At 38.2% G+C, this 15370-nt stretch carries 14 protein-coding genes; 3 read left to right on the top strand and 11 right to left on the bottom strand.

The genetic code is table 11. The features are described from left to right. Nucleotides 1–370: 370 nt before the first annotated feature. From LC048_RS08910 to LC048_RS08880, 7 genes are all read right to left on the bottom strand, one after another. A complete protein-coding gene (locus LC048_RS08910) occupies nt 371–1717 on the bottom strand; it encodes an ABC transporter permease (RefSeq protein WP_306050023.1) in 1347 nt (448 codons plus the stop codon). After that, entirely contained in the window at nt 1707–2405 is a 699-nt protein-coding gene (locus tag LC048_RS08905; protein WP_306050021.1) for an ABC transporter ATP-binding protein, read from the bottom strand. The genes LC048_RS08910 and LC048_RS08905 overlap by 11 nt, the downstream gene beginning before the upstream one ends. Nucleotides 2406–2504: 99 nt before the next feature. After that, nucleotides 2505–3026 (bottom strand): RNA polymerase sigma factor, encoded by a 522-nt coding sequence (locus LC048_RS08900; protein ID WP_226607378.1) that lies wholly within the window; start codon nt 3024–3026, stop codon nt 2505–2507. Nucleotides 3027–3274: 248 nt separating this feature from the next. Next, entirely contained in the window at nt 3275–5251 is a 1977-nt protein-coding gene (locus LC048_RS08895) for a DUF6449 domain-containing protein (RefSeq protein WP_306050019.1), read from the bottom strand. Then, nucleotides 5205–6104, bottom strand: coding sequence for an ABC transporter ATP-binding protein (locus LC048_RS08890; protein ID WP_226607383.1), 900 nt, complete (start codon nt 6102–6104; stop codon nt 5205–5207). Before LC048_RS08890 ends, LC048_RS08895 begins: the two co-directional genes overlap by 47 nt. Next, nucleotides 6079–6486, bottom strand: coding sequence for a GntR family transcriptional regulator (locus LC048_RS08885; RefSeq protein ID WP_226607385.1), 408 nt, complete (start codon nt 6484–6486; stop codon nt 6079–6081). Before LC048_RS08885 ends, LC048_RS08890 begins: the two co-directional genes overlap by 26 nt. A 472-nt stretch (nt 6487–6958) precedes the next feature. Beyond that, nucleotides 6959–8065 (bottom strand): acyltransferase family protein, encoded by a 1107-nt coding sequence (locus LC048_RS08880; RefSeq protein ID WP_264188557.1) that lies wholly within the window; start codon nt 8063–8065, stop codon nt 6959–6961. Nucleotides 8066–8235: 170 nt separating this feature from the next. Here LC048_RS08880 and LC048_RS08875 point away from each other — a divergent pair, with 170 nt between their 5' ends. Further along, entirely contained in the window at nt 8236–9144 is a 909-nt protein-coding gene (locus LC048_RS08875; RefSeq protein ID WP_226607390.1) for a VanW family protein, read from the top strand. Between the two features lie 130 nt (nt 9145–9274). Next, nucleotides 9275–11359 carry a peptidoglycan D,D-transpeptidase FtsI family protein gene (locus LC048_RS08870; RefSeq protein WP_226607393.1) on the top strand — a complete coding sequence of 695 codons (2085 nt, stop codon included), beginning with the start codon at nt 9275–9277 and terminating at the stop codon, nt 11357–11359. 87 nt (nt 11360–11446) lie between these two features. On the opposite strand, the gene LC048_RS08865 is transcribed toward LC048_RS08870, so the two are convergent. Further along, nucleotides 11447–11950 carry a hypothetical protein gene (locus LC048_RS08865; RefSeq protein ID WP_226607394.1) on the bottom strand — a complete coding sequence of 168 codons (504 nt, stop codon included), beginning with the start codon at nt 11948–11950 and terminating at the stop codon, nt 11447–11449. Nucleotides 11951–12107: 157 nt separating this feature from the next. After that, nucleotides 12108–12578 carry a GNAT family N-acetyltransferase gene (locus LC048_RS08860; RefSeq protein ID WP_226607397.1) on the bottom strand — a complete coding sequence of 157 codons (471 nt, stop codon included), beginning with the start codon at nt 12576–12578 and terminating at the stop codon, nt 12108–12110. A gap of 451 nt (nt 12579–13029) precedes the next feature. Here LC048_RS08860 and LC048_RS08855 point away from each other — a divergent pair, with 451 nt between their 5' ends. Beyond that, nucleotides 13030–13593: a GNAT family N-acetyltransferase gene (locus LC048_RS08855; RefSeq protein WP_226607399.1), complete on the top strand. Its 564-nt coding sequence runs from the start codon at nt 13030–13032 to the stop codon at nt 13591–13593. Nucleotides 13594–13692: 99 nt separating this feature from the next. On the opposite strand, the gene LC048_RS08850 is transcribed toward LC048_RS08855, so the two are convergent. Both LC048_RS08850 and LC048_RS08845 read right to left on the bottom strand, forming a co-directional pair. Beyond that, the gene (locus LC048_RS08850) at nt 13693–14190 is read right to left on the bottom strand and encodes a GNAT family N-acetyltransferase (protein WP_306050015.1); all 498 of its coding nucleotides are present in this window, start codon (nt 14188–14190) and stop codon (nt 13693–13695) included. A gap of 75 nt (nt 14191–14265) precedes the next feature. Continuing rightward, a complete protein-coding gene (locus tag LC048_RS08845; protein WP_371932016.1) occupies nt 14266–15186 on the bottom strand; it encodes a DUF1002 domain-containing protein in 921 nt (306 codons plus the stop codon). Nucleotides 15187–15370: the final 184 nt, after the last annotated feature.

The following is a 15370-nucleotide window of genomic DNA, read 5'->3' as shown; positions in this document are numbered from 1 at the left end:
TTTTAATATTTTTTCCGCGTAGAAATATCGATTTGAGAAGATCTTCATTCACCATCTCATTTTTACATGGCGGGTAATCAGGGCTCATAAAAAGGACCAGTCTACGGGACTGGTCCTTTTTATATTATATTATTGGCGACTTATTTTTCCAAAATCTAGCTTTTCTGGTCTCCAATCGGTTTTATTGGTGACCTTTTTTTCCAGAATAAGGATATTCTAAACGCCTATCAGGTTCATTGGTGATCCTTTTTTCCAGAATCAGGATTTCCCAGTCTCTAATCGGCTTCATTGGTGATTACTTTTTCCATAATCAGGATTTTCCGAGCGCCAACCGGCTTATTGGTGCCGAAGTTCTCTATAATAGAGTATCTTATACTTCCCTTCTCATTGCCTGTAGGACATCTACTTTAGTGGCTCGCTGTGCTGGACGTAATCCTGACAGAATCGTGACCAGATAGCAGATGGTAAAACTGATGATTGGCAAGGTATATGGGATATGACTGAATATCAAGCCCTCTGGAGGTTCTTCACCGAACGCCTGTTTGATAATGAGAGGCAGTCCAAAATTCACAATGAAACTGATGAGATAAGCAACCAGTGTTCCAATTGCGGCACCAATCAATCCAATATAGCTGCTTTCAAGAAGGAAAATCCTCTTGATTGTCTTGGGGTTAGCCCCAATCGCCTTCATTATACCGATATCAGGTGCCCTTTCTGTAACAGCCATTGTCATTGTGTTATAAATTCCTATCGATGCAATGATAATTGCAATTGTTCCTATAAATATCAATCCTGCTTTAACAATCGTAAACATCACGTTTACATCTTTGAGCTCATTTATAACTGAATATGACGGATAATTATTATCTTCTAATTCAACAGTGATATCTTTTACCGATTCCATATCTCTGGCATATATTTTCACTTGATCATATTGGTCAAAAGGGATATCCGGCAGCTCCATGTCAGGATTGTTTGGATCTTTCATCATTCCACGCGGGGTACCCGTAAATTCTTCAACCTGTTTAAGAACTCCTTCGGAAACAAATACAATGCTGTCGTAAACCCAATCCTTTGTTGGTTTCTTTAGGATTCCCACCACTGTCATTTCCAGCGGTTCTTTGATCTCTTTGCCATCTTCAAACTTAAGAACATTCATAGTGATTTTCTTGCCAATCAAACCGTCTTTATAGCGGAATTCTTCTTTTATTTGTCCCTTCTCATCATAGAGTTCCTCAGACACTTCTCTTTTAGGGCGAAGGTTTTCTACAAAATGATAGCCAACGACCACTTCAGTTTCTGCTTTTGGCAGCCAGCCATCCGAAAGTTCAAGCCCTGCTTTTGTTTCAGAGGGCATATGGGCAACTATTGCCTGGGCATCGGTCAAGTGGTCGTCCACTTCGAACATATAATGCTGAAGACTCTTTCGCCTTGTTACAGCCTTGACATCGTCAATTTCTTCAAAGTAAGAAATATCCTCATCTGTCAGCTGTCTGAAGCCACCATTCGACTCCTCTTTTCCAGGTACCTCAATTTCAGTCACAATCCTTCTTTCCAGAGTTTCTTTTACGATTGATTTATGCAGTCCAAACCCCACTGAAGCAAGCACAATCAGGAAAGCTACGCTCATAGCCGTAGCAAGTATGGTCATGAACATCCGAGTCCGGTTCTTTTTCATATTTTGCCTGACGAATCGAAATTGATCTTTAAGCCTCATTTGCGAATACCTCCTCAACAACTTTGCCATCCCTTAATTCAATGGTACGATGGTCGATTTGCGCTACCTTGTCATCATGGGTGATGATTAAAAATGTTATGCCAAGCTCTCTGTTTAACTTAACGATGAATTTGAGTAAATCGTCTTCTGTCTCCGAGTCCAGACTTCCGGTTGGTTCATCAGCAAGAATGATTGGCGGGTTGACAATAAGTGCACGAGCGATGCTTACCCTTTGCTGCTGCCCTCCTGAAAGTTCGCCAGGATAATGATCCTGATAGTCAGATAATCCAACCATCTCAAGGATTTCATTTGTTCGTAATTTCCTCTCATCCTCTTTGACACCTTTTAAAATTAGAGGCAGCTCTACATTTTGATAGGCTGTCATGCTAGGAATTAGTTGAAAGCTTTGAAAAATGAATCCCATATGCTGAATCCGGAAATCGGCAAACTTTGTTTCATTTAAAGAGGATGTCTTGATTCCATTGATCGTGATTTCTCCTTCTTTTGGCCTTATAAATCCGCTCACAAGGTTAAGGAGTGTTGATTTTCCTGAACCGCTCCTGCCTACGATGGTTACAATTTCTCCTTTGTTCACTTTAAACGAAACATCCTTCAACACAGGAATGATCGTTTTTCTCCCTTTTTTTCCGATCTCAAATTCGTGGCTCAAATGGTTAATTGATATCATTGACGCACCTCTTTTACAAAATATTTGAATAAATTATATTTTTTACCATAACTAAAGCCTAAAAAAATAGGCGATTGGATAATCGCCCAAATAGAACAATTAGGCTGGGTACTTCTCTAACATAACTTTTTTCAATTGTTTTCGGGCTCTGTGTAGGCGTGTTTTGACTGTTCCCGATTTAATATTCAATTTGCAGGCGATTTCATCCTCTTTTAACCCGTATTGAAACCTTAATACCAAGACTTGCTGGTACTCACTTGTCAACAAGTACAGCATATGTTGAATCTCCTCTTTAAACAGGATGATTTCAACTTCCTTTTCAAGCGACTGATTGTCATCATAATCACTGAAAATCTGTTCCATAATGCTCTGGTCAGAAGGAAGCCATTTCCTTCTTTTCTCTGACCGTAAATAATCAATAGCTGTCCTTGCCGCAATTGCTGCTAACCAAGAACCGATTTTATGCGTATCTATGATGGTATCTGCCTTTTTATATGCCTTAATAAAAGTCTCCTGGACGACATCCTCTGCTAGATGTCTGTCTTTAGTAATGCCGAAAGCAATTTGAAAAAGTTTTTTCCCATGGATTCTATAAAGCTCATCAAAATCAATCTTAGCCATATCCATCCCCCCTTGCCCTGTACCTTACTTTTGCAAACTTCATTGCTTACAATTTTTGTCTATTGTTTTACTCAAGAGCCTTTAGTCATCGATTATTGCTTTTCGTACACATACACTAATTCGTCTTCTGAAAGGTTTTGATGTTCTTTTTAAAGGGGATTCCGGATCGATAGGGAAAACTATCCATAAAAACTCAGAACCCGGTCATTACCTAAGGTGTGATAGCAAGAAAAGTTACTAAAAGACCCTTACTTAAAATAATCCTTGATAAACGCTGGTACATCTTTATTGCTAAATGTACGAATCTCTTTGTGATTACCTGCTTTGTATACGAAAATTGCGGTATACGGGGCTTCATTAAACCAGCCATAACCGGCATTCTCGATCGAAGAGAGCAATTGGTCATGTTCACTCAATTTAAGAGCGTTTTTATCGTTCAAAATACGATGAATTATTTCTTCTTCAGGATATTCTTTGAATTGCTCCTCTTTTATTGGCTCATTTATCACGGCAATGTAGTCAATGTCATCGGGCGTCACCATTGCTTCTTTCAGCATTTCGTTTTCCTCCAGCCATGCGATGAAGCTTTTGTATGAACGTTTTAACTCAATATGGTCGTAATCGTTTATCCCAGACATAATTTCAATCGATGATGTGTTACCTACTGTATAATAATCAATTGAAAAAGGTTCTTGCTCTATTTCCTTTTTCAGGATTGAAATAGCCTGTTTAATCTTTTCCTCGTCGGTAATTGTCAACGAGCTATCATTAATATGTTTGTTTATTCTAATTGAGGTAATGTCATCTGTATTTACTTTAAAAATAGGCTTGTGTGCATGCTTATACTCCAGTGATTCAAAAATCTCTCTTATTCTGGGCTCGTAATCAAATCGATCGACGGTGTACTGGCGAACTAGTTTATCTCCATTCTTCAATTCATAAATAAAGAGAGCAGATTCCTGTAATTCCATTCGTTGTTCATTCATTTTTTCATTATTGATAATACTCTCATGGAACTTTCGGACAGCCTCGATATTTTCTTGCTGGTATAGTGCCTTTGGAGCAAGCCGTTCATCCTCATCCATATAAACATGATTCGCGTATGTGACATTTTTAATCTGATCTAAAGCAGGCACTTTTTTCTCGTAAGGAGCGAACGCTTGAGTTACAAGGATCAAGACTGCCATCGAAACCGCAAAATATCCTAAGCCTTTTACTTTTCCAAAGACCCTCCATGATTTCTGGAGAACCATTTCGGCAGCGAAGTATCCAATTATGCCCCCAGCTGTGTATCCAAATATCAGCCACGCAAACTTATTCTGCATAGCATCGAAATACATGCCGCCGAGAAGCATCATGCAGAAAGCAGCTCCGTATTTAAAAACTACCTTTAAACTATTAAAAGCAATTGCCTCCGATGCGGCTTCTATTTTCCTTTTTTTATAGATAAATAGTGACAGCACATATGAGACCAACACAAAGCCTGAATATAAAAGAACTGCCTTTGTGGATATTGACTCGCTCTCTAAAATAGTCAGGTGTGAAATAGGTGAAAGATATTCTATATTCCTCATCTGATAATAATCACTAGGAAATCCATATAACATAAGTCCAAGATTATAGACAATCAGCAAGGTGAATCCGGCAGGGAACAACAGCAAGATATAAGTCAAGACTCCCTGTACTACCGAGATTCCTGTTAGCATTGCTATAAGAACTCCTGACAGGTAAAATACAGTGTTAAATATCAGGACGGTTCCTGTCCATCTGAGAATATCCTGCAGCTGAAAATATAGATTCAGGTCATACACACTGTGAATTAAAGAAGTAGCCATCGCAATCAGGATGACTGGAATAATCAGAAATACAAACCCTGTCAGTGTATAAAAGTGGAATATATCTTGCCGTTTCAATGGCAGACTATGGATTAAATCTGCTGCCTGCTTTACTTGCAGGAAACGATATAGAAAGATTGCCATAACAACTGGTACTGTCATGAACATGATGAACTGTATAGCAAAATTAAGGTCAAACAATTTTTCCACCGGCATAAAATCACGGTAATTTTCACCGGAATACATCATCATGATTCTTAATGGAATTGCGAAAAATAGAGCCAGAAAGTAAATGACAGAGATCCAGCCGACGTTTCTCCCAACCTGGAGGATCATTTCTTTGTTAAACAAGGATGTTTTTGATTGCATAGCCGATATCCCCCATTTCATATATAAAAATCTCCTCTAATGTCAATGGGAGGATATCAAAAATAACGGGCTCGGTCTGATTGATAACCTTCTCGATTTCTTCCTCTTTCCCCCTGATAATACACACCATGACACTTCCCCTTCTTTCGCAGTGGAGCATTGTCAGTTGATTTTCAAGATGCTTCGGTGTTTCTCCCTTATAAGCCACCTGAACCTTATGTATATCAGATTTGAGATCATCGAGGTCTTTTTCCAAAAGGAGTGATCCATGATGCAAAATCCCAATGTGGTCGCAAATATCTTCTATTTCGCGCAAGTTATGGGAGGATATCAAAATCGTCATTTCCCTGTCTGCAACATCCTGTATCAGTAGGTTTTTAACCTTTTTTCTTGCCACCGGATCCAATCCATCCATCGGCTCATCAAGAATCAATATTTCAGGCATCGTCGATAAGGCGAGCCAGAATGCAGCTTGTCTTTGTATGCCTTTTGAAAAGGTATGTATTTTTTTGTTCATACTGAAGCCGAATACTTCCGATAATTTCATAAATCTTGCTTCATTCCACGAAGGATATATGCTTTTATAGAACTTCGCCATCTGCTTGACTGTATATTGAGGAAAAAAATAAGGCTGGTCGGATATATAAAAGATTTTCTCTTTTAAAGCTTGGTTTTCAAAGATTGCTGAACCTTCCAAAAGCACCTTACCAGAGTCCTGTTTATAAATTCCAGCAAGCAATTTAATGATGGTCGTTTTACCTGCACCATTCGATCCAATCAACCCGTATATGGAGCCTTTATTTATAGTCATATTGATGTTTTTTACTGCCTCGTGCTTTTCAAATGTTTTATTTATCTCGATCATTTGAATCATCTTGCCCGGTGCCCCCTTTCGAACTATCAATGTTTCCTACCATCTCATGTAATTCTTCCAAAGTAATGCCCATGTACAATGCTTCCTGGAGCAGTTTTTCCAGATGCTGTTTCACCTGCAATATTTTATCTGCATCTTTTCCAGGTTCCATTGCATTGACAAAACTCCCCTTGCCTTTTAATGAATAAATGAATCCTTTTACCTCAAGCTCTCTATATGCCTTTTGAATTGTATTTGGGTTTATTGTCAATTGCTGTGCCATCTGACGCACAGAAGGCAATTGTTCATCAGGTTTGAGCACTTCATTAATGATTAGCTCTTTCATCTTGTCTACAAGCTGTTCGTATATCGGTTTTCGGCTTCTCAGGTCAAGCTCAAACATAATGACCCCCTATCTGTACTAAGTGTACTATTATTATTAATACAGTTAAATTATATGCCAACCTCTTCCAAAAAGATAGGGGATAATTTCTTAATAATTTCTTAAGAAAAATTAAGAAATGTAAAACCAGCTTTTCATTATATTTTTCTATTTAGTGTAATTTTACACATTTCGTGATATTAATTAAAGAAATATTTCAAAAAATTTCAAAATAAAAGCACTCTAGAGTGAACTAAAGTGCTAATTTATAATGAATAAAATCGTAGTTATCTTCTTTATCCTGTTGAGATTGACATCAATCTAACACTATTTGTGATGGTTTATTATTTTATTCATGAAATTCTCATATCTAAAATACGAATCAGGTCTTAGAGGCACAAATTGCACAAAAAAACCCTTGTTTTCTTTTTCAAGCATGAGTCATTGCATAGCATGATCGAGAGACAATACTGATAAATATAGAGGTATCTTTTTATCCCTTCATCATAGGTTCAATGGCCATATTGTTCGGTGGTTTAGCTTTCATGCCAAATAGGAAACGAAGAGCTGGGATTCTTTTAATAAATAGTTGATAACTTAAAATAATGATAAAAAAGGATGACGTGACTAAAATGGGGATTTTAATCGTAACGGCCCAGTCATATTGATAGATCCAAAAACCAATAAGCACAATTACAGGTTGGTGCAGGATATACATAGGCATCGAAAAAATGGAATTAAAGTTGAGAAAATCGTCCCTGCGTTGTAAATACTTACTAGCCAGGTAAAAAAACAATAAAACACTATTCAAGCTGCTCAATACCTTCACGGTTGTAAACAAAAATGCTAAGCCTCCATACTGTACAGGAACCCCTGATATAAACCACTTAATATAAATAACAGACATGGTAACGGCAAGCACTGAGATCTTTATCCAATATTTGTTCAGATAGTTATTAAAGCTGTCCATTGAAAAGTAGAAAAATCCGATGACAAATAAGGCGAGGTAATATAGAATTCCCCAACCACCAAGACTTACGAAGGTAAAGAAATAGGAAATGAAAATCAATACTAGCACAATCAATAAATAGTGCCCCATATGAAAAGAATCCTTTTTGATTTTCACCCTGCTTATTAATGGCATGCATACAACGGAAAACACCAGTAGTACTAGGAGATACCATAAATGAAGCCCAACAAAAGCAAAATTGCCCGTCCCTCCTATTTCCAAATAAAGCCCATTAAAATATTCCGGGATGAATGATGGAAATGGTCCAGAAAACTGCTGATGTGAAACACGTTCAATATACACTTGCGGCGGGCTTAAAATGAATATACCAAATATAAGAGGTACTCCAAGCTGAATGAAACGTTCTCTTAGAAATTCTTTTCCTGTTCTTTTCTGCATTGCATATTTAGTACTAATTCCTGACAGCACAAAGAAAATCGGCATAATCCAAGTGCCGACAAACAGACTAAATATCAGAATGTAACTTGAATTTAGCAGCTCATTCTTTATATGCCATGGAAATGGGTTGAAGAACATTGAGCAATGGTAGAAGAATACCATATATGTAGCAATAACCCTGATCCAATCCAAGTCGTTTCTCCTTACCGTGACCATAGTTTACCTTCTTTCCATATCTGAGCATAATGGATTATTCGCCAGAAACCGGCCAACTCCTTCTTTATAATTCCAATAAAAACCACCAAACCCAAGATACATTAAACACCACCTGCTTAACCATAATAAAACGGGAGGTGAGGAAATTGACATGGTTATTGGCAATAGGACTTATTCTTTCTAGCAGTACCGCAGATAATCAGGATGAAATAGATTTAGTCTGGGAAAATGAATCAGTAACAGAAGTTCAACGATCAGACTTTTCGATTCCATGGTTTGGTTATCCAATTCTTAACCATACAATGCTGGAAACATTAAATAAAGAGATGGCTCTTCAAATTAAAATGGAACCCACAAATGCAGGTTTGGATGATTACGGGAAGATCATACCTGAAAAAGTGGGGTATATACTCGACCAGAAAAAATTCAAGAAAAGATTCACAGCTAGTTTTTTTGAAAGTCACCATTCACGATTACGAATTCCTGCATTGCCTATATATCCAAAGGTAGACAGCGAAATCATCGCCAATATTCGAACAAATCTAATTGGTCACTACATTACATATTTCAATAGCAGGAATAAGGAACGGACGCATAACATTCACCTGGCAGCAGAAGCGATCAATAATTATGTTGTTTTTCCCGGGGAAACTTTCTCCTTCAATCAAGTTGTCGGCAAACGTACTGCTTCACGCGGTTATCAGCCTGCTCCCATAATTGTTAGAGGAGAATTGTCAGAGGGAATTGGCGGAGGTATTTGCCAGGTTTCATCAACACTTTTTAATGCAGCCGATCGTTCGGGCATGAAGATACTCGAGCGATATTCTCACAGCAAGCAGGTTCCCTACGTTCCACCTGGCAGAGATGCAACTGTCAGCTGGTATGGTCCTGATTTCACCTTCAAGAACAAATACAACCAGCCTATCCTAATCCGTGCTAGGACTTATCCAGGAAAAATGATTGTCATGATTTATTCCTCTGATGAAATCAACATTGAAAAGCGTAAAGTTCCCAATACAGACAGCAGTATGATAATACCTGAAGATGCCATATGATACTAATAAGGAATCCTAAAATAAAATAGGGTTCCTTTTATTTTACAGGAAAACCTTTACAGAGTAGTAAATCTTTACGTACACTAATGGTAATAGATGGTTTTTATATTTTGATAGGATGTGAGGAAACTTGCCTAAAAAAAAGAATACAACACCTATAAGGGTCAATATTCTATTCTTTTCAGTATTTATTCTCTTCTCTCTGCTGGTCCTTCGTCTCGGCATTGTCCAAATCGTCCATGGTGAAGATTATAAACGAGAAATAAATCGCAAGGAGGATGTGACAGTCAATAACCCTGTCCCACGTGGAAAGATGCTGGACAGAAACCATAAGCTAATCGTCGACAACAAACCATTGAATGCTATTACATATACGAATGAAGGGGCTTCTCAAAAGGAAATGCTCCAGGTAGCTGCAAAGTTAGCCAAAATCATTGAGAAAGATACAGATAAGGTACGAGAGAGAGATATGAAGGATTTCTGGATGATCAAACATCCAGATGAAGCAAAAAAACTTATAAAAGATAAGGAAATGAAACTCTTTAAAAACAAAAAGCTGAAAAACAAAGATTTATATAAACTGCAACTTGATAGAATTACAGATAAGCACCTGAATCAACTAACTGAGCAGGATATTGAAGAGCTTGCCATTTTCAGCATTATGAACAGCGGCTATAAATTCGTACCGCAAATCATCAAAAATGAAGGGGTCACACATGAAGAATATGCGGTGGTTAATGAAAATCTGTCCCTTCTTCCAGGTGTTAATGCTGCAACAGACTGGGACCGCGAATATAAATTCGAAGATACTTTCAAACCTGTACTAGGAAGAATCACAACAAGCAGTGAAGGTCTTCCTGCTGAACGACTTGATTATTTCATATCCCGGGGCTATACACGAAATGACCGTGTGGGGAAAAGCAATCTGGAACTGGAATACGAGGATGTCCTTCAGGGAAAAAAAGAAAAAGTCGTGAATGTGACAGATAAAGCTGGCGAGTTGATTGAAAAGGAATTAGTTTCAGAAGGTCAGCGCGGAAAAGACTTAGTCCTTAGTATAGATATGGATCTCCAGCTTGCTGTCGAGGAAATCATCGAGAAAGAGTTATGGGCTGCCAAACGCTCTCCCGGAACAGGACTCCTGGATAGTGCCTACGTTGTTTTAATGAATCCGAATACTGGTGAAGTATTGACAATGGCAGGCAAAAAGATCGAAACTAATAAGAAAACAAAAGAAGTTCTAATGAAAGACGACGCACTTGGCAATATTGGTTTGACTTTCAACGTCGGTTCTGTTGTCAAAGGGGCGACAGTTTTAACTGGATATAAAACGGGAGTCATCAATACAGCTACCAGATTCGATGATAGAGCTCTTCATATAAAAGATACTCCAATAAAAAAGTCTTATGCCTACTTAGGAAGTCCTAATGATCTTGAAGCTTTGAAATTGTCTTCCAACGTTTATATGTTCCATACCGCGATTAAGATTGGAAATGGAGTTTATCGTTATCAAAAGCCATTGAATCTTGACCCAAAAGTTTGGGATACGATCCGCAATTCCTTTGCCTCTTTTGGACTTGGCATCCGAACAGGAATCGACTTGCCAAACGAACAGACCGGTGCTAAGGGTGCCAATAATCCAGTTGGTAAAGTACTCGATTTAGTTATCGGGCAGTATGATACATATTCGAACATGCAGCTTGCCCAGTACATCTCTTCGATTGCTAATGGCGGCTACAGAATGCAACCTAGAATTGTCAAGGAAATACGTGAACCCGCGTTAGATGGTGAAGAGCTTGGTCCAATCTATAAGTCTTTTTCTCCGAATGTCCTTAACGATATTGGCGTGAAAGACCAATGGCTTTCTCGCGTCCATTCTGGCTTCAAAAAAGTCATGCAGGAATCAGGCGGTACAGCTTATCGTTATTTCAGCACCGCAACCTACTCTCCTGCTGGAAAAACCGGAACAGCGGAAGCTTTCTATGATGGTCAATATCGTGTAAAAGGAGAGCCGCTGATACAAACGATGAATCTGAGCCTTGTTGGTTATGCACCATCTGACAATCCAGAAATCGCAATGGCTGTAGTGGTACCCTGGGCTTACCAGGGCAATGTTGACCATGGTGCTAACAAAAAAATCGGTCGCGCTGTAATGGATGCATACTTCAACATGAAAAATGGAACTGAGCAATCTACTGAAAAAACAGAGGAATAATACTTTTCTAAATCGGCTAAAATACTCTGCCAATAATGTCGGAAATTAAGAAAGCTGTGCCATCTGGCACAGCTTTCTTAATTCTTACTACAGTTCTTTCGCAAGTGAAGGCTTTTTCATTTCAAGGCTTTCAAATGCAGCACCAATCTTTTCTTCTGCCTGTGTGAATTTTTCATCAGCAGCCTCAAACGCTGGAGCATCTTTCTTTAGCTCTTCTGATTTCATTTTATACGATTCTGCAATCTCTTTAAGAGCATTTTCTAAATCTGCTTTTTGATCCTTCAAATCCGCAGGCACTTCAAGTCCTTCAACTTTAGTTGCAACAGCAGCTGCAGACTCACTCGCAGCTGTCTTCTGTTCAGGAGTCGGCTCCTCTGCTCCCTCATAGGCATTTAAATCAGCATCAGCGTCATTAATTGTCCTAACGATGCTCATGTAAAATTTATACATAACACTCTTTGGGTTAGCAGCAGGTTCTGCAGCTTCCTCTGATTCTTTATTTTCAGGTTGTGCTTCATCTTTTTCTGCTGAACATGCAGTCAACCCGATTGCGAATACCATCGCAGAAAGTAAAATCCAAAACTTTTTCATTTTTCTTCTCCCCTTCAAACTATATATCGCTAAATGTGAAACCTATTTTTCACACAGCTTTTTCATTATAAAGGGAGTATTTAACAAATACAAATTATTTCATTTCATTTTTATTAAAAAGCCCCTCCATGCTGAAAAGCACTAACGAATTAGCTTTTCACCACTTTAGCATGATAATGAAGTCGTGAGTGTCAGATTTAATCTCACTCATCTTTTTAAATCCCAGGTTTTCATATAGCTTAATTGCCCTTATATTGAATTTTGCGACTGTCAATCTGAAAATGACATCTGAATTTATAGGTTTAAGCTCATTTAAAACAAGTGACAAAAATAGAGACCCGTTCCCCTTTCCAGTTAACTCAGGATGCATCCCTACCCCAATATCAATTGCATATTCGGTATACACACCGACTGCTCTTCCAGCAGGAACCTGGGCTGAGCGACCACTGCAATAAAACCCAAGCAACTCTCCTTTTTCATCCTCTACCGCCATATACCCATCATTCACTAATTCACTTATAGCCTCTTCAGTCACTTGATTGTAATAAAAATCATAAGGGGGATCATAATGCCAGCTTAAAACATTCAACGCTAGCTCCCTCGTCATTTTTCTGCTACATAATTTCAAGCATCTTCCTCCTGCTCCAGTTCATAGTATTCCGTTATAGTCATTCTACAACAATATCTAAAAACCTCTTGATTCTTTTCAGATGATTAACTATTACAAGATAAATTAATTTGTCATTTTTCCGTAATAAAAGGTTTAATAGCTTCCACTGCGGGAATATATGTAGTAACAAAAACAATTATTGACAGGAGCGATTACATAATGATTACTACATTCGCATTACTTGGAGGAGCTTTCGCAATCGCCGCTGGTTTAAATTTCTTCGCAGTTAATGAAAATGCATTTATAGATGACGAAGCAACTAACTAAAGAGACGCTCTCCAAAGCGTCTCTTTTTCTGTGGATTTGAATATTTTTTGTATTTTTGTTCTGGCGCAGGAAATACTAGAATTAAAGAGAATTAGTAAAACATAAGCGTATAACCTCATATCTATTAAGGAGGTACAGATACATGCAGACACCAGATGTATTATCAGGTGACCAAGTTATGTTGTGCAAAATTAAAGAGCAGGATTTGGAAACATGGTGGGGCCTTATTCACAATGACGAACATCCTGAATGGAAAAAATGGGATGCTCCTTACTATCCTCTTAGGCGAGAAAGTCTAGATAAGTTTAAAGAACAAATGACGAACCTCATCCATCAGGGATATGACAGAAAATATTTGATTAAAGTAGACGATGAAATTATCGGGATGGTGACATATTACTGGGAACACGAATCTTCACAATGGCTTGAAATCGGGATTGTAATATATTTGCCAGAATTTTGGAATGGCGGGTTTGGCACAGAAGCATTAAAAGTATGGATTGCACATCTATTTGAAACCTTCCCAATTCCAAGGATTGGCTTTACAACCTGGTCAGGCAATTCCCGGATGCTTACGGTCGGTAAAAAACTGGGAATGGTCGAAGAAGCTCGAATCAGGAAATGCAGACTTTATAACGGGAAATACTATGATTCAATTAAAATGGGCTTACTAAGGGATGAATGGGAAGCTCTTCACCATTCCTGAATCAGCCTAATAACAATAAATCTCAGCTAGGCAAACCACTTTAAGCTGATAAAACAGGTTGAAATCGCACGCTTTCCCAGCGCTTTTAGCCTGTTTTTTTTATATTATTCTGGACATGTAGAATTCGTCCTTATATTTGCCATCCACTAATAATGAATCCTTCTTGATACCTTCTATTTCAAAGCCCATCTTCTCGTATAATGCAATACCTGCCTTATTTTCTGTCACCACCGTTAATTCTAATCTGTGAATTTTCACTTTCTTGCCCCAGCTTAAGAGCTCTTCAAAAAGGATGGTGCCAATTCCGGAGCCGCGAAAATCTTCTTTTATTCCAATAACAAGATAAGCTGTATGCTTATTTCGGCTGGCACTTCCTCCTTTTGCGATTAAATATCCTGCCAATCCACTGTCAGCAACAGCCAAGAAGATATTTGAATTTTTTTCAACCCCAAAAGCCTGAATCATCTTTCTTTGAGCCTCAGGGTTGAATTTCCTTTCACCAGGGACAAATAACATAAAATTCGTGCTATCTTCAACCTCTTGAATAAGTTTTGCAAAATTATCAGTATCTCGTTCTTCAGCTTGACGTATTTTCATTGAAGTTTTCCTCACCATCTCTCTCATTGTGTATCTATTTATATATTCAAAAAAACAGAGGGAAAATCCTCTGTTTTAGGAAAAAATGCTTTTTATGCTTTCAATTAGTTCTTTAAAGAAGTTAGAGACAGAATCCAGGAATCCTTTATCGCCAACTGCTTCCTCAATACGCTTTTGGATATCAGTAGAAAGGTCTTCTAATTGTGTTTTTACATTATCGAAATTGATATTCAAATCACGCATTTTGTTGAACAAGTCAACAAGAAGCTGCCTGTCTTCAGGGCTAAGCTGGATTTCAAGAGATTTTAACTTTTCATCGATGATCTTCTCGATTTCTTCTTTTGTTGCTGGGTTTTGTGCAGCAATCTCTTTTTTAATTTCTGTCAGAAGCTCACTTACCTTATCCTGATCAAGCCCCTCTTTTTTTGCTAATTTCGTTGCCAGGTTTAATTCCTGGTTCGCAACTTCTGTTCGATCCTTATCCAGCGCCGTTCCTTCACCCTCATCATAAGCCTTATAGATTCCCACTAGTGCAGAGTGACCGGTAACCTTGACTGGTGAGACTACATCTACGATTGCATCTTCGATTCCAGCTGTCAATAGGGCATTAGCATACATTTCATCTGTTACTTCAGTAATATTTTCTGGGGTGACCTGGTTGATCACGAGCCCTTCACCGGTATCCTTCCTGGTAATCTTGGCTGATGAATACATATTCGAGTGTTCATCGCCGTCTATATAGGTTACAAGATCTTTTCCTGTTACGACGATTTCCTTGACTTTAGAAGGATCCTTGATTCCTAGCAGATTCCTGACTTCATCTTTCTGCTTATTCGAAAGTGCTTCACCGTAAACCACAATTGGTGGTCCGTATTTCTCATTTATGACATCGTCATCATTGTCATTAGAAGCAAATGCTGGAACAGTATAAATACTCAAAGCGAAAACAAACAGGCTAAATAAAACTGAGATTTTCATCAAGTGCTTAACTTTCATTAATTGTTTCTCCTTTATCACTTTATTTTACCTACTTACCCTTCTTACATCAGTCAGAACCTGATGAATGATTTCACGTCAGTTCTGCTCTATTTTACAAGTACCCTTATTAATACGAATATTTAAGCTAAAAAGTTTCATGAACAAGATCAAGCATAGGAATCACTGCTTTTGTGTCCCTTAA

The sequence above is a fragment of the Mesobacillus subterraneus genome (assembly GCF_020524355.2).
Taxonomy (GTDB): Bacteria; Bacillota; Bacilli; order Bacillales; family Cytobacillaceae; genus Mesobacillus; species Mesobacillus subterraneus_C.
Note: the sequence above shows the minus strand (reverse complement) of the source record. Positions and strands in the feature narration are given on the sequence as shown.

What these genes read in the sequence shown, in the direction of transcription:
- LC048_RS08910 (WP_306050023.1), bottom strand. Translation starts at nt 1,717, where the DNA reads ATGAGGCTTAAAGATCAATTTCGATTCGTCAGGCAAAATATGAAAAAG.
- LC048_RS08905 (WP_306050021.1), bottom strand. Translation starts at nt 2,405, where the DNA reads ATGATATCAATTAACCATTTGAGCCACGAATTTGAGATCGGAAAAAAA.
- LC048_RS08900 (WP_226607378.1), bottom strand. Translation starts at nt 3,026, where the DNA reads ATGGCTAAGATTGATTTTGATGAGCTTTATAGAATCCATGGGAAAAAA.
- LC048_RS08895 (WP_306050019.1), bottom strand. Translation starts at nt 5,251, where the DNA reads ATGAAATGGGGGATATCGGCTATGCAATCAAAAACATCCTTGTTTAAC.
- LC048_RS08890 (WP_226607383.1), bottom strand. Translation starts at nt 6,104, where the DNA reads ATGATTCAAATGATCGAGATAAATAAAACATTTGAAAAGCACGAGGCA.
- LC048_RS08885 (WP_226607385.1), bottom strand. Translation starts at nt 6,486, where the DNA reads ATGTTTGAGCTTGACCTGAGAAGCCGAAAACCGATATACGAACAGCTT.
- LC048_RS08865 (WP_226607394.1), bottom strand. Translation starts at nt 11,950, where the DNA reads ATGAAAAAGTTTTGGATTTTACTTTCTGCGATGGTATTCGCAATCGGG.
- LC048_RS08855 (WP_226607399.1), top strand. Translation starts at nt 13,030, where the DNA reads ATGCAGACACCAGATGTATTATCAGGTGACCAAGTTATGTTGTGCAAA.
- LC048_RS08850 (WP_306050015.1), bottom strand. Translation starts at nt 14,190, where the DNA reads ATGAAAATACGTCAAGCTGAAGAACGAGATACTGATAATTTTGCAAAA.
- LC048_RS08845 (WP_371932016.1), bottom strand. Translation starts at nt 15,186, where the DNA reads ATGAAAGTTAAGCACTTGATGAAAATCTCAGTTTTATTTAGCCTGTTT.